The sequence below is a fragment of the Acinetobacter sp. ABJ_C5_2 genome (assembly GCF_044538485.1).
GTDB classification, from domain to species: domain Bacteria; phylum Pseudomonadota; class Gammaproteobacteria; order Pseudomonadales; family Moraxellaceae; genus Acinetobacter; species Acinetobacter nosocomialis_A.
The window spans coordinates 1-20,746 of record NZ_JBIUCS010000016.1; the positions used below are offsets into that span (position 1 = coordinate 1).

Consider the following 20,746-nt stretch of genomic DNA (forward strand, 5'->3'; position numbering starts at 1 on the left):
AATGATGTAGATACAAAACCATATAATAATCAAATATATTTATATATGGGCGGGATTGTTTCTGGCCAAAATTATAAAAGTACATACAGCAAGATTTATAAAAATATCAAAATGCCAATAGATAAGAATTCTTGTATCCCTATACCAAGTTCTTATTTTAATAAAGCAATACCCTTTGATGTTACTTTAGACATGGAACAATCTTATGCAAGAAGGATATGTGTAAATCAATCCTCAAAGAAAATTATCTTGACGGAAGTAAAGGACGGCTATGAATGTAGCAATCAGCCTTTTGATTATTCTGAAAAGAAAACCACTTTTTTAGATCGATTATTTGAATGGTTTAAGTAAATTTATCTTATGATAAATTTAGTTTTTAAATTATGAAAAAACTTATATATGCTATATTTTTACCTATCTTATTTGTGCTATCAGCTTGTGAAGAACAGAGTAAAGATTTAAATGTTGAAATTAAAAAAGATCAACTATGTATTTTTACTAATAAACCTAAGAACTATGGGACGGATAATTTTCTTGTGCATATAGGAAAAATTGATTTTTCTAAAGAATATACAAGTGAATATGAGAAAGCTTACGCTAAAACTATTTTACCTGTAGAAGAAAGTAATTGTGTATATATTCCTTTAAGTAAAATAAAAAAGGATACTCCATATAAAGTTACTCTTAGTACTATAAATAGCTCATTTAGTGCTCATATTTGCGTTCAACAAGAAGGTTCTCAATCTTCTCTCAAATATTTAGAAGCTGGCAAAGATGTATGTAAATAGATAGATAACTTATGTATAAAACGAAACTATCTCTAGCTTTAATCTGCACTATTTTAATGAATGTTGGATGTGCCCAACCGATTAGTCATGAGCTAAAAGCCATTGTTAAAAACAATGATTTATGTATCTATACTGATAATAAAAATACATATCTTGATCCAGATAATTATTTCATTGTCTTTGTTGGAGAATATAAGCCGAACCAAAAATTTGAAAGTATTTATGATAAAACTTATCAAGGTAAAGGTGTAAAATTTCCTATTAAATCAGAAGATTGTTTATCTATTCCCGCTTCAGTTTTTGAAGATAAAAAGATATATGATGTTAACTTGGAGTCTAATAAAAATTTCTCTAAGTTAATCTGTATATCTAAAAAGAAAAATATTTTAAGTGCTAAAGCCGTAAGTCCAGAAGATACGACATGTAATTAAAATTTTAAAATCTATTTGATACCAAGCCATTACCTACCCAGTAATGGCTTTTCTATTTCCACAAACACTCTACTTTAATACGATTGTCATTTCACACGCTTGACGACAACACAAGCGAATACCATTCTTTGCAAGCTTGTTCTGTTCTTAGTAATTTTAAATATGATCCTTATATATACATTATATGGGAAAGCCCAACTGTTGCTGAGTTTGTTAAATATAAAAATACGACTAAAAGATTTTTAGACTATAATTTAGAATCACAGGCTGAAATTTTGGCTGACTATTGGTTGTTAAAAATAATTATGATGTGAGTTATATGCTTGAAAGAAATAGAAAGAATGTTGTAGGTAAGAGTAGAGATAAAGTTCTTGCTATGTATGAACAAAAAATTCGTCAAGTAATAAAATAAATACACTAGGAACTATTAAAGTGAAAGATTCGTCTGTTGGTAATAAAGTAATATTGGTTATTTTCGGTATATTTTTCTTGTATTTATGCTATATCACATTTGGTTTTTTTTCTAAAAAAGAAGAAAATAAAATTAAGGTAAATATAAGTAACTCAGATATCCATTTTCTATTAAATAAAGATGGAATAATAGTTCATGGGTATGAAGTAAGAAGCTTGGTTGATAAGAAAGAAAATAGTTTAGAATATAAGGAAATTTTGCAAAAAAATGTTGAAAAAAGAGTAGCCGAGATTGTTATTGGTAATTATAAAAGCAACGGAATTGAAGAAAAGAAACCTTACTATATTTCTATTTCAAGAGAGGGACTTTTTAATGAGCCCGGGGTGGTAATTCAAACATTAAATTTTTGTATTAAAGATCACAATATATTTTCTTCTAAAGGTGACGAAGAAAGCTTTGTACGTGAATGCATTAATTAGTATGAATTACAGTTTTCATATTTTTGTTCACTAAAAAGGTTCTCTGTCTTCTATCAAATTTTTGGAAGCTGGCAAAGACCGGTGTCCATAGAATAACTTTTGGAAAGACATGGAAGATTAGTCGAAAAATGGTTAAGAAAATAGCAATAAAGATGCCTTATCACTATTTGAAGAATAGCCATTTTTCTATGATATGGACTTGCTGTTTTGTGGCTTCAATTAGGTGAGGAGAATTCTCTGAAGTCCATGTTTCATCGCACCAATCGCAAGCATCGTAGAAAGATTCGAGCCAAGCAGGATAGTAAATTATATTATCTGGAAGATCTCTTGGAGCACCCATAAAACTTGTTTCTAAATTACTGAAAATAGTACATAGCTGAACTGGGCTTAGATTGTTTTCTTGATAATTATTTAAAATATTTAAAAAAAATCGAGCTGCTAATATTTCTGCTTCAATACAATTATATGAAAAAATAGGGTCTGTTAAGTTTATGATTCGCAGTAATAAAGAATTATAGTCATTAAATGGTAGTAGTAATTCGGTAAAAAAATCTATATGGACATCTTCGTTTTCTTCAATATATTTATTAATCTTTTCTGTCCTTTCTTGAGCTGAATATTCTCCATAATAAAACTCGATATATAAAGTCTTTAATGTCATTAGTTGAATCTAATTATTTTGTAATGAAAATATATCATACTAAAAATATTAGAAATTTCATAATGAACTAAACTATAACTTAAACCTATAAATAAATTTTATTCCCCAACCGCTCTACTTTAATACAATTGTCATTTCCTACGCTTGACGATAACAAAAGCGAATACTATCCTTTGCCTGCTGGCCTACATTGCCAGTCGACTTTGACAGGTCGGATAGCCAACGCACACGAAAAAGTCTCTCTTTTTTGTGGGCATCCCTGCGTGCCCCCTCTGCGGTGGAACGGGAGGGGGACACCTTCGGGTGTGCTGATCTTTTGGCTATCAGTCTGTCAACCTTCTCTCGTTTCACCACCATTATTTGACAGTAATATGGTGAAGCTTCTTTATAGCCAAAGGAGTTCGCTAATGCGTACTATTTCTTCTCATTTATTGGCCTACGCCAAAATCTCTCTGCCCATACCATTTAAACAGTCTATAAATCGGTTTAATCGACTCTAGGTCTTTACGTCTTAAGAATCGTTACGACTCAAAAATCATAGCAACAATAAACCCGAGATAGGTGAGCACACCTTTGTTGTGCCGCTTTTGTATGCCTGTTTTTAGCGCTCAATTTAAGAGTGACGGCATTTCTATCTCTTTTATATACAACAAAAAATTATTTTAAACGGTACAAATATGCCACCTTTAGTACTTTCTACACGTGCTTTAAAAGTTGTGAATAAAGCAATTCATTTATTTCACCATCACGGCTTTCACTTAGTGGGCGTTGATAGAATTATCAAAGAGTCTGAAATTACAAAAATGACGTTTTATCATTACTTCCAATCCAAAGCGCGGTTTATTGAAATCTGCCTACTTGTGCAAAAACAACGTCTTCAAGACAAAGTCGTTGCAATGGTGGAATATGACCAAGACTCAAACGTGAGAGACAAACTCAAAACACTATATGACTTACATACAGACTTGGAAGGGCCGTATTACCTGTTATTGAAAACCATTTTTGAAACTAAAAATACATATTCAAACGCTTATCAACTCGCCATTAAATATAGAACTTGGCTAATCAATGAAATCTATAGTCAGCTTAGAACGTTAAAAGCGGATGCCTCATTTCATGATGCCAAACTACTTCTGCATATTATTGAAGGAACTATTATTCAAAGGCTCAGTCATAACGATGTAGATGAGCGGGACAAACAATTCGAATATTTTATAGCGATGTTTTTATAGAGATGCTCTAAAAATAAAAGCCCCGAGGTTGGGGCTTTTACTGTATTAGGGACTAACCAAAGTTCTTACCACTTATGGCTATAAGTCACTTTAAGCGTTATACCATTTGCAACTAAATGGCTAGTGTTATCGTTCGTTCTTAATAATTGGCTATAAAGCGGGTAGTACTTGCGGTTAAACATGTTTTCTAGGCCAATGGTCATGGTGTCTTTCTTGTTAAGCGCAAAACTACTGATTAAATCTGCTGTGGTATAAGATTTTACATCGTAGCGACCAAAACTGTTCTTACCATCTAAACGGTAATCTTCTGAACCGAAGTAAGTTGCTTGTAGACGGTTTGTCCAAGTTTCAGTTGGGCTATAAGAAATATAACCTGTGAGTTTTAATGGTGGAATACGGAAGCCCGTCATGTCTTGTTCAGCACCGTTTTGCGGTTTTTCACGGCCTTTCATCCACGTAACACTACCGCCAGTTCCCCACACATTTGCATCATCAAGATAATCAAGTGTTGCTTCAACCCCAGTAACTTTCTCTTTGGTTCGGGCTAGAACTAAACCATTATTGAATGATTGAACAGCACCCAAGTCAGAAGTAGAGTGGAATACAGCTAAGCTTGAAGAAAAGTTATCAAAGTTACCTTTCCAGCCGAGTTCGTAGTTATCAACTTTTACAGGCTCTAAGAATGATGATCCAAGGTTAAAACCTTCACCAGCATTACGAATAATTAAACCGACATCAGGTAACTGAAAACCTTGGTTAAACGACGCATAAATCGAGTGCTGGTCGTTTGGTGAGAAAGTCACATTGGCATTGTACAACCATGCATCAGCTTTTACTTTTCCGCCCGGAACCGTGTAAGGGTTAGGTTTGCCTAATTGTGATAATGGAACAAAGCTATCAATTTGCGCATAGCTGTCTTCATAGCGTGTACCAGCTTCTGCTGACCATTGGTCATTAAAGCGGTGTTTTAGCTGTACAAAACCACCGACACTTTGCGTGGTGAGTTCAGGTAAATAAATCAGTTTGCCGATTTTTACAAACTCTAAGCCGCCCGATTGATCATAAATTTTTTGATCAAAAATATCTAAAGGCATCTCACTTTTTTCACGGCTAAAGTCACCACCCCAAACTAAAGATGTATCACCTAAAAACTCAAGGGGAGTGGTCACCGTTAAGCGGCTACCGAGTACATTATTTTCTTGATAAATCTGGTCGACTTGTTTACCACGGTTGGCATTTGCACGGGCATCAAACGGTGAAAAACGGGTAAAGAAGTCGCGGTAATAAATTTGAGCATCAACCTTATTACCAAAAAAGTCTTTATGGTTATAGGTCAAATTGTAGATCTGGTTTTCGTTTTTATTTTGGTCTTTGAGCTTTAAGCCTTTAATGGCTTTGGCTGGCACAGTTCCAGCAGGAGCTTTTTTAACACTTGGGTCAGATGCATAATCTGAGTCTTGCTCGGCATTATAGTAGTTTGCAGCAAACTGGAGGTATTGGTTGTCATCAATGTGATAACCCAGCTTACCGCCGATGCTATAGCCATTTGAGTCGTAAAGGTCGCCCTGACTTGGTTCCGGTGCAACACGGTCACCACTTGCATCGTACGGGCTACCAATACGTTGGTAACCAAAGTCGAGCGCATAGTCAAAAGCGTTGAAACTGCCCGTAAAATACTGGTGAATATCGCCACTTAAAGCATTAGAACGGAAATTTGTGAGTGGTGTTTGTAGCCCAACGACCGTTTTAGCTGTAGGCTCACCGCCAGCCGCTTTCGTAGTAATTGAAATAATACCGCCCGCAGCACCGCCACCATAAATTGCGTTACTACCACGAATCACTTCAATGTTGGCAATACTTTCAGGGTCAATGGCTGAAAGTCCTCTCGCTGTATCACGAGTGAGGTTCATTGGAACGCCATCCACCAAAATAAGCGCATTACGGCCACGTAAAGTTTGACCATAGTCGGTAATGGTTCGGCTTGAGTCCGATAGGCCCGGTACAGCTTTGGCTAAAACAGTCGCAATGTTTCCAGACGATCCATTTTTCAAAAGTTCAATTTGTTTTTCATCGAGCTTGGTGACTTGCTTAGCAGAGGTAGAGAGTTCATCTGCACGTGAAGCGGTAATGGTAATGGTAGGAAGGGCTTCAGGCTTTTTTTCTGTTTCTGTGGTATCAGAAGTTGAAGCTGCAAATGCTGAGTTTGAAAGAATAATGGCTCCACCAAGTGAAAGAAGTGGGATGATATTTTTAACTTCAGACTTTCTTGTAAAAAGTTTATTACTTTTCTTATTTGCCATTGTCTCGCCCTGAGAGTGATTTTAAATTGAGCGAATTATAAATGAGAATCATTGTAATTAACAATATTATTAATTGCTTTAAAATAATATATTTGAAATTTATTCAATGAATTAGGGGAATAGGAATTTATTCCCCTAAAAAGGTGTGAACAGTTATGAAATATCTTTAAAGGTATTTAGATGGTTTTGATGGGCACGTCGGATAATGCTGCGGTCATCCCCGAGTACAAAAAGCTGAACGGATTGTTGTTTCCAAGCTGCAATATCTTCAGGTTGTCGAGGAATAGCACAGAAATGTTTTTGGCTATTTTTAGTCTTTAAATACATCTCTTGAACTTTTTCTTTCACTTTTGGATGGCTAGTTTGCCACGGCATTCCCATCGATTGAGAAAGGTCGGCAGCACCTTCAAGAATAATATCGATACCTTCAACTTTTAATATTTCATCTAGTTGTTCTAGGCCTTCCAAGCTTTCAATCATGGCAATGACAACAGTCTCGTTTGCAGCCTGTTCAACAAAACTCGCTAAATCGTCCATGCCATATCGATTTAATCTAGTCGAATTCAGTCCTCTTTGCCCAAGCGGCATATAGTGACAATATTTCACAGCTTCTTGAGCTTGCTGAGCATTTTCAATGCGCGGAAACACAATACCCGTTACCCCTGCATCGAGCAGAGGTAAAACTAGGTGGTTAGCGTTTAAAGGCACTCTTATAAATACATCGAGGCTCATGGCTCTAGCGGCTAAAATCATGGTCTCGACTTGAGACGTACTAAATAAAGTATGTTCCAAGTCGATAATAATAAAGTCGTAGCCCGCAAGTGCCAGTTGTTCAACATTAATCGGAGAAGCTACGGAACAAAATATTCCGTAGAGCGTCTCGCCATTTGCTATTCGTTTCTTAAAAGAAATCGAATGCTTATTCATATTCAATTTCCTTAATAAGGCTGAGCGGGTTTGGTGTGGTTTGTACTCTTAAGCGAATTTCCGGAAGGAAACGACGGCTTGCGAGCTGTTCAATATCGATAGTGTCATCTGTAAAGTTAAACAATTCATATCGTTCGCTAAACTCTGGGTGAGCTTCTTTATGTTGATTAATGATGGTTCTTAACATGGTCCAGAATTTGATTTCATCGAAGTCATAATGTTCATTTAAGAAAATCGCTAACTCTGCCAGATTTACAAACCAAAGTGCATCTTGAGTAAAGTCTCTGAGCTCATTTGGAGAGTGGGTTTCCAAGAACGAGTTCGGGTTAATTTTGGCGTGTTCTTTAGGTGCATCTTGCAAGTTAGGTAAAAGATTCGGCTCACGTAAAAGATGACGACTAAAACGGATACCATCGTGGAAATCTTTCAAGGCAGCTTTAACGGGTAAGCCATTTTTATGAATCAGTACCATGTTTTGTGCATGTGACTCTAAAGCGAGGCCGTGGCACCACAAAATATGCATGATTGGTAGATAAGCATTGGTGAGTAATTTTTCTAACCAGAACTCGATACCGTACTCTTGAATCCACTCATCAATGAGAGGTTTTTGGTCCGTATCGAGTTGCATCAAACCTGTTACTGGTGTGGCCGATTCACCTTCTTTTAAGTAGCTGTAAATACTTTCGCGCCAAATGCAGGCGAGTGCGCCGTATTGAACAGGTAAAGCAATCGGCTGGTTCACTGAAAGACCGCCAATCTCTCTTAAAATAATAGGTTTGCGCTGTTTTTCTAAAATATGGTCTTGCTCAACAATGTTATACAGCCAGTCACTCATTCTTGCCGCATTTTGAACGGTATGCGGTGCCAATACACGAGAGGTCGAGGTATTGACCAAGTTCATTGCCAATTTGAGAGAAAGCGCCGAGATATCACTAATATTTGATAAGGTCCGAATCGACTGCTGTGGTAAATAAATCGGACCTTCAACATCTAACGGGATGATCAGTTGGTTGCTGATTGCATCTTGATAATATAATTCAATAATTTTATCCCACTGCCACGGATGAATTGGGGTGAGGATATAATCTTTAAAATCTACATTTTGCTCTTTCAATTGATCATTAATAGTTTGTAGATCTTTATCTGAAAAATGCTGTTTATAAAGCTGTTCTAAGTTAATGGTCTCACTTAAAACCAGTTTGCATAAACTGTTATGAGTCGCCACCCATTGAACCGTAAAACCTTCAGAAAGCTCTGGTGCATATTTTTGATTTTCTTTTAAATCGAAGCCGATACGAGATTTAAAACTTGGATGATATAAATGCGCATTGGTAATTCGTGCTTCTTGTTCTAGGTAAGGCAAAGTTCTTAAAGGTTGAGCAGGTGCTTGGCTTAAAGTTTGCGCATGTTTAACGTAAGTTAAATTGAGTTCATCATTAAAGTTTTGCCATTTAACTGGATCAGCTTCAATAATATTTTTTAGGTCGGCAAGTAGTGTTTTTAAGTTAGGGCGAGTTTTAGTGTCTAACGTAATATCAGAACGGGCTAAGCTTGAAGGGTCTAACTTAATTCGTTTAAAACTAAAGTGTCGTTTGGCCGCACAGGTATAAAAAACGGTATCGGAAATATAAAACTTGATCTGACCTTTAGAAAACTCGTATTTAAAAGTATTTTCAAAAATAAGCGCTTCTAGTAATTGGCCCATCACGCGGTTTTCCGCGAGGGTTTTATAATTGGTTTGTTGTGTTGGTTGAAGAGGGCAAAGCGCTTCTGCTCCGCGATATTTATAAATAGGGTTTTCAACTTCAATCCAGATAGGATTGCCACCACTGTGGTAGAGCGTATTTAACATATTTGCCTTGATTGGTAATGTGAGTGAATTAATTAATAAGTTGTGGTACTGCTGGCCTTTAGCGCTAAAGTTTTCTTGTGTGAGGGTAAGACGGGTGGCTTGCCAAAGTTCAGATTCTTCAATGGCTGTAACGCGTGCAATTGCACTAATGAGATGAGCAATGTGATTGATCACGAGGTAATATTTTAAAAAGGTCCAAGCATCTTTTTGAGAGAACCAAACGGTACTATCTTCAGAAATAGATGAGTCGTCTTCTATCATTTCTGGAACAATGCTAATGCCTTCCATGTCTCGAAGAATAAGGCGATGCGGATAGCCATTTTTAAATTCCATTAAGCTGTTTTGCATGTGCGCTTCTACGCTAATGCCTTTATTTGCAAACAACTCAATTAATGGAATGAGTGAAACCTTAACGTACTGTTTCCACCAAAAAGTAATAAAGCCTTTCGCGTCTTTCGATTGTAAGTTTTGATTCGGTGCCGCTTGTTGGATAAAGCTTAAAAGTGGGATTTCATGGTTTTCGTTTTCTTCAACCAAGCCGCCTAGCATTCGGGTATTTTCTAATACATCTGGTGTGAGTCCTGTTCTATAAATAATGCCAAATGAACTTTCAAGCTCTGGAATTCTGACTGTTTTCGCCTCTAACTCCGGCAGAATCACAAGGTCTGGATATTGTTCATTAATCTTGTGATTAATAATAATTTTGCTCGCATCAATCGCGCGTTCCATCTCATCCATTGGGTTATTACGAATGAAACTGGTAATTCGCACATCAATTGAAAGTTTTAAGAATAGGTTCGATTGAGGTAACCACACCGTGCGAACGGATGAGGTCGGCCATACCGTTTGACCTAAAGCACCCAGATAGATTACGTCTTGGTTATCTAAATATTTCTTTAAAGATGGATGTTGAAGTAAGAAATTGGCTTGCCACGGATGGGTTGGCATAAGCTCATAATTGGTGAATTTATCTTGTAAATGGTCTTTTGCAGCGTCTAAAACTTCCTCTTCAATACGGTAAGATGGCTGTTCTTCACTGACCAGTTTTTGGATTAAAGACGAATGAACCGCAAAGTAGTGAAGTTGGAAACTTGCGCCTAGCTCAGGGCTATACTTTTTCATGTCTTCTTTAGAAAAACCTAGATTGGCTTTAGAGGTCACATGAAAAGGGTGCCCATATAGCATGCCTTGTTCAGTAGCCTGAAAACCACTTAATGCTTTAGTTGCTGTTTGAGATGGCTTATTTTCTAAAAAGAATTTTGTGTTCTCAATACTATTGGCAATATCGGAGTATAGGTTTTTATTTTGGTTTTTATCTTTAAATAAGCTATTCAACTCATCTGTAATCAGCTTCACTAACTGTTTAGGGTTAGTGAGTGAGTCAAATGTATTGTCGCTTAAGTTTTGCAGAACAAAACCACGTTGATATCTGTGATAGCCAGTGGTGGATAGATGCTGAACTGCACCATAAACAGTCGTGTTAGATGCATTAAATGTATAAGCAAAATACAGGGTGTCTGGGCGCTCTGCATACAGTGTGAATAAAGGCGAGTCTTGAGAGGGAATAATATGCTCTTCAAGATTCACTTTAAGCTCACGAAAGAAAGTATTTAGGTACTGTTCGAAAAGTTTATAAGACCATGCATCTGTTGTAATAATTGAGTTCATTCTTGTGCCTCTTCTAAAATTGTATCCATTAAGAATCTGTTCAAAATCACCACTAATCCCGCACCGATAAAAAATAGTGAGGTGCAGATTAATGCAGCGGTGATATTGAAAAATGAGTAGGTGAGCGTGATCGTGATTGGGCCAATAAGCTGTCCTAAGACAAAGGCACTGTTAGAAATACCAATCACTTTTCCTTGGCTTTGAGCGCCAGCTTTTAGAGAAATGGTGTGTAAGATCGAAGGAATCAGGGCTGCAAAGCAAAAGCCTTGTATGAGTCGTAATATAAGAACTAGCCAAATATTCGAAACCCAGCTCAATGCGAAAATCGTGATACCGCAAATTAAAGACGCGTAAACGAAGTTATTAAAAGAGTCTCCTTTATCATCATTTCGTTTTCCCCAATAGGTTGCCGCAATAAAGGCGGCTCCCCATGAAAGCGCATGAATGGTTCCCGTTAAACTCGCGGCAGATAACGATGAATGAGTGCTTTGGCTTATTTCACTAATGTATAAAACAAAGCAAGACACCAAACCAAAGCCGCCCGCTTGAACCAAAATGCCAGCGCTTAACCATGAAAAAATCGTTCTATCAAAGAAAGCTGGAAGCTTAGATTTTTCTTTGGTTTTTGAGACTTCAGTTTTAACGGGATTGGTTAATACAAATGACGCAATCACAATGAGTGTCATCACAACAAATGCTGTCGCGTTAAGTAATACTTCAACCCGCCATTGATCCATAAATATCCCGCCGAGTACGGGACCACATAAGCAAGCGAGTGCAACACTACTTTGTAGTTGCCCAAAAGCAGCGCCTCGTTGTTGCTCGTTGGAAAGATATGAAACATAGGCATTTAAAATCACGGAAAGACCGCAAAAGCCGAGTAAAATTCGCGCAAAAATAAACAGGTATAAATGCTGGGCGCTCGCCATGAGTAGTATTGAAATACAAAAGCCAGCCAGAGAAAGTAACAAGGCTTTTTTATGGCCGAATGTGTCGGATAGATGACCCACAATCGGTGCTGTAAATAAGCTGCCAATAGCGGGAGCCGCGAGTGCCAAACCTGCCCAGATAGTGGGAGCACTCATATGCGCCGTCAGTTTTTCCATATAGAGCGGCATGATTGGAATAAGTACCATAAGCCCAAAAGTGGAAAAAAACTGACAGAGCAAAATAATGAAATGATCTAGGCGAGATGAGCGCATGATTTAGATATCCATGGTCTCATAGCTAGAAACAGATAAGCTGTGATAAGGGTTTGGCGTGGTTCCGATTCTACTTGGCATGCCTGTTGAGTCACTTTCTTGCGCAAGTAAAGGCGTAAGTAGCTGTTTGAATGGCCAAGTCTTATTGTTAAAAAGATAGGTTTGAATTTGCGATTTTGTGTGTTCTGAAATGGGTTGGGTTTCTACAAAATCTTGAATAATGTCTTGAACCATTTCCCAAAAATCGCTTTCTGTACGATCCGTATATTTCAAGGCAGCTAAAGCAATTGGATAGAGGTTAATTTGAATCCCTAAAGTAATGAAGTAATTAAATAAGTCTTCATTTTTAGTAAAGATAAGATTGTTCGGTGTGCTGGTATCAATGGTATAAACCGGAGTGGTAAAACCACTTTCTTCAATGGCTGTGGTACATATTCTTAAGGTATCGTGGTCACGTAAAATAAAGCATTTCAACTTATTATTTTCATAACACACCATAGTGTTTTGCCCGTGGCATTCAGGCATGATGCCTTTTGCCCAAAGGGTTAAGAATGTTTGAATAAAATGAACACTTAAGTCTTTTAGTAATGACCATTTGTCACCTTCAACGCCTAAAGCTTCCCAAGGGTCAACATAGGTACAGCTTAAAGCTGACATAGTGATTGGTGTAACGCTTTTATCTTGGCAAAAATTGGGTAAATGTCGGACTTGGCAACCGATTACCCCTAAATTTTTTACAATCGGCTCTTGTTTACCCAGCACCCACCAATGCGTTTCATTACTTAAAAAGAGGCGATTTTTTATTAAAACAGTTTCATTAATGACGTCATTTAAAAAATCATAAGCCGTATGTCCATTCATTAAATAACGACCTGGCATAGAACGGATTGCACCTAATGTCTTGGCATTGGTTGAAAGTTTTAAATGCAGAGTAGGGTTTGTGTTGTGAATAAGAGTTCTTAAAGAAGAAGTCGGTAAACCAATTGTGGTGACATGGTTTAGGTCAATTCCGCCGTACTTATTTTCATCAAACTTTAAATAGCGATGTTGAGTCTCTAACAAAGGCAGGGCTATGTAGTCATCTGAAAGCTCACCCATTTTTTCAGCAATAAGACATTCCTCAACCTCTGATAACAAAAGCTCTTTGTGAGGAATCGACTCCATATTATTGATCACGTCATCTTTCTTAAATGCCCACCAATACACCTCAATTTCTTTTTGAGTTGTGAGTGATGCAAGTTCGCCTTTTGAGTGAGCGAACGGATGAAATGGGCGATCAGTTACCAGTGATAGCAACTCGCTTTTGATTAAAGGCGAAGAAAATGAAAGGGCTGACTGTAAAATTTGAGGAATTTTTTCAGCCGTTACTAAGTTGTCTAGCCAATAATCAATCGCTTTTTGCTGGTGTGGTGACGGCCACCAAGTTGCTTGGGTTAAATAGTTAAAAACTTCAGAAATAGAAATTTTAGACGTCGTATTGTTTAAGAGGTTATGAAGCAAAACTTCGGGTTGGGTCATATAGAAAGGATTTACACCATCTACTTTTAAACAGTTGAAATAGAGTTCCAACTCATCATTGAGAGTAATTGCCAAATAAGGCTTTTTATAGGAAATATGATCTCTAAAATCTCCATAATTCTCCATGTAGAGGGCATCTATCGTTTTTTGTAGTTGTGCTGTGTAAATCCGATCTAACATTTTAGTTATTCCTATTCTTATAAAAGCGGTAGAACCGTGCCAACGTTTTGTTCTTGTGCGGCATTGAAGAACCACTTAGCGCAGACAATGTCATCAATCGCCATGCCCATTGGGTTGAGCAAAATGATTTCATCTTCGTGTTCGCGGCCGTTTTTATGACCAATAATGATGTCGCCAAGTTCAGCATGTAGTTTTTCACGGCTGAATAAGCCATCTTCAACCAGTACATTGATGACTTTCTTCTCTCGGTTTGATTGGTCCCAGTCATCTACAATCACTTTGTCCACTTTTAAGAAGACTTCAGGTTCAATATCCATAATTGAAATGTTTGAAACAAAGCAGCCTTTTTTTAGCCATTCAAATGGAATGTAAGGTTTATCTGAAACGGTACAGGTAATGAGGACATCTGCTTGCTGAATGGCAGACTTAGCACTGTCATGAATTTCAATTTCTAGATTCGGATATTCTGATAAGAACAACGCTTTGAGTTTTTCAGCCGCTTCAGGGTTCACATCAAATAAATGGATTTTTTTTACTTGAGCGTATTGCTCAAGTACCGTCTTAATCTGCATTTGTGCAATTGGACCACAGCCAATCACGGTAATATCTGAAAAGTCTTTTTTCGCTAAATACTTAATCGAAACGCCTGTAATAGCAGCAGTTCGCATGGCACTAATTAAGCTGCCTTCCATCACTGCAACCGGATAGTTTGTTTCTGAGTCATTTAAAACAATCAGTGCGCTGGCACGCGGAATATTGAATTTTTTAGGGTTATGTTGTCTTGAACCAATCCACTTAATTCCAGCAATTGGGTCATTACCACCTAAATAACACGGCATAGCGATAATACGGTCAGCAATATGGTCTGCACCTTGCCAGCGAAGGTACGGTTTTAAGGGTTGTACAAACTGTTTATTTGCATGCAGGGTTAAACCTTCAGTAATCGCTTCAATAAATGAATTACTATGATTTGCGCCAAGATTTAATAAATCTGATTGACTTAAATAGCGAAGGGTAGCCAAATTGCTCATGAATATTTCCTAAGGAGAAAGTTAAACAACATTTTGTAAAGTAAGGTTTTCTTGGCGTCGTACGTTTCGATTGAAGTGACGCTTCTTGATCATTTCGAACCATTCATCTTCATAAACCAGATCTAGATAACGGTCGCCGCGATCGGGCAACAGCGTTAAGACGCATGAACCTTCTGGAATGGTTGGAATCAGTTTTTTGATGGCTGAAATTGATGAGCCACTTGAGCCGCCAGCAAAGATTCCTTCGTGTTCAAGAAGTTCTCTGCAACCGAGTGCCGACTCATAGTCATCTACATAAATGACATCATCAATTTCATCGGGGGAGAGTAGCGGTGGGACAGTACTTGCCCCAATACCGGGAATTTCGCGTGGACCAGATGTGCCACCAAACAGCACAGAGCCGACAATATCGACTGCGATGACTTTTAATTCTGGGAACTTTTCTTTAAGGCGACGAGACACGCCCATAATTGTGCCGGAGGTACTTGCTCCAATCACGAGGTAATCAATCTTGCGATCAATTTGATTTAGGATTTCTTCTGCTTCACCAAAGTAATGGCTTTTCCAGTTGTTTGGATTGGCATATTGATTAATCCAGACGGCATTTGGCAGTTGTTGGCAGAGACGTTTTACGGTGTCAATTCGGGTTTTTAAATAACCACCGTTTTGGTCTTTTTCAGAGACCATTTCGATGTTGGCTTTGTAAAGCTTCAGCATTTGTAGGTTTGCTGAGGCAATTTTGGGGTCAATAACGGCAGTAAATTTTAATCCATATATTTTGCAAGCCATTGCAAGAGCAATAGCTAAGTTCCCTGACGAACTTTCAACAATATGACTATCTTTATTAATCACTCCAGATTTCAGACCTTCCTGTAGCATGAATAATGCTGGACGGTCTTTAATACTTCCTCCTGGGTTTAACAATTCCATTTTCGCAATCACTGAGACTGATTGATGCGTGAATAGCCTTGATAGTTGTAATAGTGGCGTTTTACCTATGCATTCGAGAATATTTTCATGGATCATGGCAGATCTTCTCAGGTTTTTATGTGTTGTAAATGATAATTATTATTAATTAAATTATTATTACGATTTATTCCAAGATTGTTGCGGTTTGTAAAGCAAAAGCAGGGGGAGTTATAGGAATTTTCACTAATTTTTTTGTTCTAATACTTTGAATAATAAAATGTATATTTTACAAAAGCTTAAATTAGTAAAGTTTTTAAATATAAGCAGATAGGCAGAAACTTACTATTTTATAAAAATTGATCACAGTGAAAAAATGAGTTAATTGACAAAAAATAAAGGTAAATAATTTATGGAGAAAGTTTTTTTACTCAAAACTCGCCATTCAAAGGGAAGTTTATTGAAACAAAAAAGCTGTAATTTGATAAAACGAGCACTCCTTATGAAGGAGCTAAGAAGCTAGAGCCGTGTTGAATGGAACAGTTTTATTTAAAAAAGAAGATTCACTTATTGCCTGTGTGAATCATATTTCCATAAATTAATCTAATTTAGCGATTAAGTATTATAGACGTGTTGTATTTATGACGACATATGTAAACAAGCCTTAATCTATAACACTCGAACACTTTAAAATTATTGAAAATAAAGTTTTAAGGTGTAAAGGGTTGGATTTTTTTAATTATTATCGTGATCTTCAAGCTGAGTTAAGCAACTATCCTTGGCTAGAAATGATAGTTTCACTCACAATTTTGATTTTATTTGCTGCTTTGGCAAACTTTATTGCTAAGCGAATTATTGTTCGGGGAATCCGTCATTTAGTGACTAAAATCAAGTCGCTCAACCAGTCAGTCTTTGCTCAGCATAGTGTTATTAAGCGATTTGCCAATATTGTGCCCGCTATTGTCATTATGAATGGGATTACCACCGTTCCGCATCTATCCGAAAAAGCAATTGCTTTAGTGCAGATGGGTGCACAGGCATTTATTTTCCTGACCATTGCGCTCACCATTAGTGAATTATTAAATATATTTAATTTAATCTATCAGCGTAATCCAAAATCAAGAAACAAGCCGATTAAAGGTTATTTACAACTCGTTAAACTCATCATTTTTGTTGTTTGCGGTTTGATGATTCTAGGTACATTCCTTAAAAAGGATGTATTCACCTTGCTTGCTGGCTTCGGTGCAATGGCCGCCGTATTAATGTTGGTTTTCCAAAATACGATTTTGTCATTGGTCGCGAGTGTACAAATTGCTTCTTATGACATGGTGCGTATAGGGGACTGGATTGAAATGCCGTCGCTGAATGCCGATGGTGATGTGATTGATATTTCATTGCATACCGTGACAGTTCAGAACTTTGATAAAACCTATACCACTATCCCAACCAATAAACTCGTAACAGATACATTTAAAAACTGGCGCGGTATGAGTAATGCTGGATGCCGCCGTATGAAGCGTTCGCTTTATATCGATCAAACTAGTGTTCACTTCATGACTGAAGAAGAGCAACAAAAGCTAAAAGACTTTCTATTATTAGATCAATACCTCAATGCCAAGCAATCTGAGATTGACGAATTTAACAAGCATTTAGGTAGTCAGTCTCGCTATAACAAAAGACGTTTAACTAATATTGGAACATTTAGAGCGTATGTTGAGTTCTACTTACGTCAGCATAAGGGCATTGCTCAAAATCAAACGCTTATTGTTCGTCAATTACAACCGACGAGTGAAGGTCTACCGTTAGAAATCTATGCCTTTACCAATACCACTGCATGGGTTTCTTATGAAGCAATTCAGTCCGATATTTTTGATCACCTCATCGCGATTTTGCCTGAGTTTGGTTTAAGAGTGTATCAGGCACCTTCAGGACATGATTTTCAAAAACTAACTGTAGAGTAACCACATAGTAGAATGCTATCTTTATTTAAATTTCAAATAGATAGCATTCTTTTAATATTTTTATACATTAATTTATAATTATTTTTGGAAAATTATTATTAAATAGCGGTATAAATTTACTATATAAAGTTATGAGCGTTTCATAACTTAGAAAAGATTATTTTTTGAGCAAACTCGATCTAAAACTTTTCAGGAGTAAGGCTTAAGTAACAAATTTGACACTTTGAACAAAGAAAATACTAAATGTTTAAGAATAACAAACAATAAAGTTGCTTTACTAAAATTTGTTAGGTGAGTTGGAGTGTTTGAATGGCTACAGCAATAGAGAACAGAGCTAGACAACTTAAAAACGCAAAACGTGGAGGATATGCGCCAACCATTGCCAAAGACGTAAACAAACACAAAGTACAAAAACTAAGGAGAGCTCTAGACGAAGCCCGGCGATATGTAAGTGAACTCAATGATGAAACGGTTATTTTTGACGATCAAGACGCAAGGCAAAAGGCTGAAGGAGCCAAAGCAATTATTGAAATGTTTGAAGCAGCTTTAAGCGGTGCGTAAGCAGCATCAAACTAAAATATAACCATAAAAGACCTTGCTGAAGACACGGTTAACTTTCTAGTCCCCTGACTAGGTAACTTGGTTATTCAGCAAGGCAGTCAATAAAAATAATTCAAATATTTCTATATTCTATTTTTAGCTAAGACATCACAAAAAATCTAAGTCAAATAATATTATTGATGAGCTTAATTTTTTTCAGAAAATTATTACCAACTATAAAATCTTTCCGCACCAAAAATGCGATGAATTTATCATTTTATTCAATTGTTGTGGCGTATTATGGAACTCGGTTTCAGAACACTCTTATTGATTACATTTGGCATTTCAAGACTTACATACTGCAATAATATATCCATCATACTTCCCTAAAAATCTGATCAACCACCAAAGTCAGAATAAGAGGGAAGGATCCATGCCAAAATTTTTAATAATTGCCGAGAAGGTCTACAAAAAACTCGAAGAAGATAAATTATTCTCTGACAACCTGATTGAACAACTGAATAATTTAGTCAGCATTATTCGAAAAGAGATAAAGGGAACCCCCTGTAAACTCAAATACAATTTTATAGATTTTGAAGAATGTCTAAGTAAACCTTTAAATGAATGCACGATTAAACTCGACATGAGCTTAATGCCTAAATATAAAAACAAGGGCGAATATATTATGTGGCTAGCGAGCTTTATTGAAAGAATCACGATTGGTGGGCAGCCAAAACTGCCACCACTTTCAAGTCTTGTGCCAGCCGACTTTAACGTAAAAAAAGAAGCTCAGACAGTACTGGAAAATAAAAAAGCCGTGTCGGAAGAAAATGCCAAGATGATTGTGAACTATTTTAATTCTGAGGAGTATAAGAAAAATAATAAGAAAGTAAATCTGGTTTAAAACCCTATAAAAGTGTGTGTCCACCGCACTTTTATAATCGCTGGAAAATTTCAGCAACCGCCTTCTGGGGCGGTTTTCTTTTATATAATTTATTTACTTTATTTGGTCACGCCAGTCTTATAATATGCAGTTTTTAATTATGATAAGCGAATATTACATATTATGAAATTAAGACTTTTTATCTTGGGCTTACTTATTTGTGCCAATACTATGGCTGCATCAGACACAAGTTTTGAAGAGGAATATCATAGTCTTTTAGAAAAATTCCATACAGCTCAAGCACAAAGAGATGCTTTTATCAAAAAGAACGCGAATAAAAATCTAACCAGCTCGCAAAGGAAAAAGCTAGATTCAATAGAATGTACTTATATGCAATCTGAACTGCAATATGATGAATTTATTATTACTAGATTTAAGGAATATAAAGCTTTCATGAAGAAATCTGGTCTAGAAGCAACGAATGATAAAGAATTAATTAAAATGGATATTGATTCTTTAAAAGAAGAAATAAACAGCCCTCATGGGAAATGTAAATAACAATAAGCACCGGTAACGGTGCTTTTTTTAAAGGATAATTTCTTATCAGTCTTACATAATAGTAAATCTTTCAGTTTTCAACACGATATACATACTTAAAACAATTACATCATAAAAACTTCCATAACTTATCTGTATAGCATGTTAAGTTTTTCTACACATCTCTAAAACTTATGGCAGGACTTAGTCATGAAATGTTCATATCAAGATTTGAATGGGAATAGCATCGAAGTAACTTGTGAAAGTTATATACATATACCATCAGGTACTGGAGTAAACAAAATAGGCGGAGATAATCGGTCAGCGGACCTAATACATATTACCGAAGATTTTAGTTTTTTTAAGAAAACACAAGCAGATTCAATACCACTTTATCGATTTGCTGTTGATGATAACCAGAATGTTTTTAATAGTGATGAGTTGCCAGCGCTAGCGCAAATTGGTACCGATTGGAAGATTTTAGACGAATAACTTTAAAGTGAGTACATAACCATTCTATAAGTTAATTTTTTGAATATTTTGTAAAATTTATCAAATAGTAAATATTTAACTAAACTTAATACAGGTATTATAGACAGCTAAATTAAATGTAGTCTGAATATTTATAGGCAGTTTTGGACTAAATGTTGAATAGAGAGAAAGAACATGAAGCGCCTTATTACATTATTTTTATTGCCTTATGCTACGGGTACGTTCGCTCAAGAGCCCTTCGAAGTCAGTAAAAGCTGTTTTGTAGTGAATGGTAAAAATAGTACGGTGTCTTGCTTACTTTCTTCTACAAATAACTTAAGTTCTAACTTTGAAAGATTAACTTTTCCAAATAGCAAAGTATTTATAAAAGAATCAAATATTTGTTCTCATGAAGATTCATGTGTGTCTGTGGGAAGTAATTTATCAAATTTAAAAGATGCAACTATTTATTATCGTGATTTCAAAACTAAAAAGATTATTGAAGCTCCTGAAAAAGACTCATGGACTTGCTTTAAGCAGCAACATGATCGGCTAGATTTTTGTGTTTCTTACAATTAATAAAAAGCTTAACCAGAGAGCGATAATTAAAGTAATGAGCTAAAACGTTAATTCATATCACATCTAAAATTTCTCACATCTTTGCCATCAAAAAATTGGTTACAGGTGATTTTTTCTAATTTACATTTCTAAGCGAGAAGTACAAAAAAGTCTATAAACCTATGCTGATCGTAATATTGATAGCCAGT

General features: G+C 36.3%; 19 protein-coding genes. 11 read left to right on the forward strand and 8 right to left on the reverse strand.

Annotation, left to right across the window (positions count from 1 at the left end):
* The 4 genes from ACH8JV_RS13060 to ACH8JV_RS13075 all read left to right on the forward strand — a co-directional run.
* A partial coding sequence (locus tag ACH8JV_RS13060; RefSeq protein WP_396521684.1) for an NF045616 family extracytoplasmic (lipo)protein occupies positions 1–351 on the forward strand: 351 nt, incomplete at its 5' end.
* 32 nt (positions 352–383) lie between these two features.
* A complete protein-coding gene (locus tag ACH8JV_RS13065; protein ID WP_396521686.1) occupies positions 384–788 on the forward strand; it encodes an NF045616 family extracytoplasmic (lipo)protein in 405 nt (134 codons plus the stop codon).
* 11 nt (positions 789–799) lie between these two features.
* The gene (locus tag ACH8JV_RS13070) at positions 800–1,219 is read left to right on the forward strand and encodes an NF045616 family extracytoplasmic (lipo)protein (RefSeq protein ID WP_396521688.1); all 420 of its coding nucleotides are present in this window, start codon (positions 800–802) and stop codon (positions 1,217–1,219) included.
* 432 nt (positions 1,220–1,651) lie between these two features.
* On the forward strand, positions 1,652–2,110 hold the full coding sequence (locus tag ACH8JV_RS13075; protein ID WP_396521690.1) for a hypothetical protein: 459 nt from the start codon (positions 1,652–1,654) through the stop codon (positions 2,108–2,110).
* 163 nt (positions 2,111–2,273) lie between these two features.
* On the opposite strand, the gene ACH8JV_RS13080 is transcribed toward ACH8JV_RS13075, so the two are convergent.
* Entirely contained in the window at positions 2,274–2,771 is a 498-nt protein-coding gene (locus ACH8JV_RS13080) for a hypothetical protein (RefSeq protein ID WP_396521692.1), read from the reverse strand.
* Between the two features lie 677 nt (positions 2,772–3,448).
* Between ACH8JV_RS13080 and ACH8JV_RS13085 the strand changes: the two genes are divergently transcribed.
* A complete protein-coding gene (locus tag ACH8JV_RS13085; RefSeq protein ID WP_396521694.1) occupies positions 3,449–4,003 on the forward strand; it encodes a TetR/AcrR family transcriptional regulator in 555 nt (184 codons plus the stop codon).
* A gap of 65 nt (positions 4,004–4,068) precedes the next feature.
* Here the strand turns inward: ACH8JV_RS13085 and ACH8JV_RS13090 are convergent, their stop codons facing one another.
* The 7 genes from ACH8JV_RS13090 to sbnA form a co-directional block, all read right to left on the reverse strand.
* Positions 4,069–6,303, reverse strand: coding sequence for a TonB-dependent receptor (locus tag ACH8JV_RS13090; RefSeq protein WP_396521696.1), 2,235 nt, complete (start codon positions 6,301–6,303; stop codon positions 4,069–4,071).
* A 153-nt stretch (positions 6,304–6,456) separates the two neighbouring features.
* Positions 6,457–7,230 carry an HpcH/HpaI aldolase/citrate lyase family protein gene (locus tag ACH8JV_RS13095; protein WP_396521698.1) on the reverse strand — a complete coding sequence of 258 codons (774 nt, stop codon included), beginning with the start codon at positions 7,228–7,230 and terminating at the stop codon, positions 6,457–6,459.
* Complete coding sequence (locus ACH8JV_RS13100; RefSeq protein WP_396521700.1) at positions 7,223–10,750, reverse strand: IucA/IucC family protein; 3,528 nt, start codon at positions 10,748–10,750, stop codon at positions 7,223–7,225. The genes ACH8JV_RS13095 and ACH8JV_RS13100 overlap by 8 nt, the downstream gene beginning before the upstream one ends.
* Complete coding sequence (locus ACH8JV_RS13105) at positions 10,747–11,952, reverse strand: MFS transporter (RefSeq protein ID WP_396521702.1); 1,206 nt, start codon at positions 11,950–11,952, stop codon at positions 10,747–10,749. Before ACH8JV_RS13105 ends, ACH8JV_RS13100 begins: the two co-directional genes overlap by 4 nt.
* Before the next feature lie 3 nt (positions 11,953–11,955).
* Positions 11,956–13,596, reverse strand: a complete 1,641-nt coding sequence (locus ACH8JV_RS13110) for an IucA/IucC family protein (protein WP_396521757.1) — start codon at positions 13,594–13,596, stop codon at positions 11,956–11,958.
* Between the two features lie 71 nt (positions 13,597–13,667).
* Complete coding sequence (gene sbnB / locus ACH8JV_RS13115) at positions 13,668–14,681, reverse strand: 2,3-diaminopropionate biosynthesis protein SbnB (RefSeq protein ID WP_002115662.1); 1,014 nt, start codon at positions 14,679–14,681, stop codon at positions 13,668–13,670.
* A 21-nt stretch (positions 14,682–14,702) separates the two neighbouring features.
* Positions 14,703–15,707 (reverse strand): 2,3-diaminopropionate biosynthesis protein SbnA, encoded by a 1,005-nt coding sequence (sbnA, locus tag ACH8JV_RS13120; RefSeq protein WP_304403483.1) that lies wholly within the window; start codon positions 15,705–15,707, stop codon positions 14,703–14,705.
* A gap of 605 nt (positions 15,708–16,312) precedes the next feature.
* On the opposite strand from sbnA, the gene ACH8JV_RS13125 reads away from it, so the two are divergent.
* From ACH8JV_RS13125 to ACH8JV_RS13150, 6 genes are all read left to right on the forward strand, one after another.
* On the forward strand, positions 16,313–17,548 hold the full coding sequence (locus tag ACH8JV_RS13125; protein WP_311087419.1) for a mechanosensitive ion channel domain-containing protein: 1,236 nt from the start codon (positions 16,313–16,315) through the stop codon (positions 17,546–17,548).
* A gap of 309 nt (positions 17,549–17,857) precedes the next feature.
* On the forward strand, positions 17,858–18,109 hold the full coding sequence (locus tag ACH8JV_RS13130; protein WP_209046687.1) for a hypothetical protein: 252 nt from the start codon (positions 17,858–17,860) through the stop codon (positions 18,107–18,109).
* 412 nt (positions 18,110–18,521) lie between these two features.
* A complete protein-coding gene (locus ACH8JV_RS13135; RefSeq protein ID WP_396521705.1) occupies positions 18,522–18,992 on the forward strand; it encodes a hypothetical protein in 471 nt (156 codons plus the stop codon).
* Positions 18,993–19,202: 210 nt separating this feature from the next.
* The gene (locus ACH8JV_RS13140; RefSeq protein WP_396521707.1) at positions 19,203–19,529 is read left to right on the forward strand and encodes a hypothetical protein; all 327 of its coding nucleotides are present in this window, start codon (positions 19,203–19,205) and stop codon (positions 19,527–19,529) included.
* 189 nt (positions 19,530–19,718) lie between these two features.
* A complete protein-coding gene (locus tag ACH8JV_RS13145; protein WP_396463504.1) occupies positions 19,719–20,000 on the forward strand; it encodes a hypothetical protein in 282 nt (93 codons plus the stop codon).
* A 174-nt stretch (positions 20,001–20,174) separates the two neighbouring features.
* A complete protein-coding gene (locus ACH8JV_RS13150; RefSeq protein WP_263613966.1) occupies positions 20,175–20,558 on the forward strand; it encodes a hypothetical protein in 384 nt (127 codons plus the stop codon).
* The last annotated feature ends 188 nt before the right edge of the window (positions 20,559–20,746 follow it).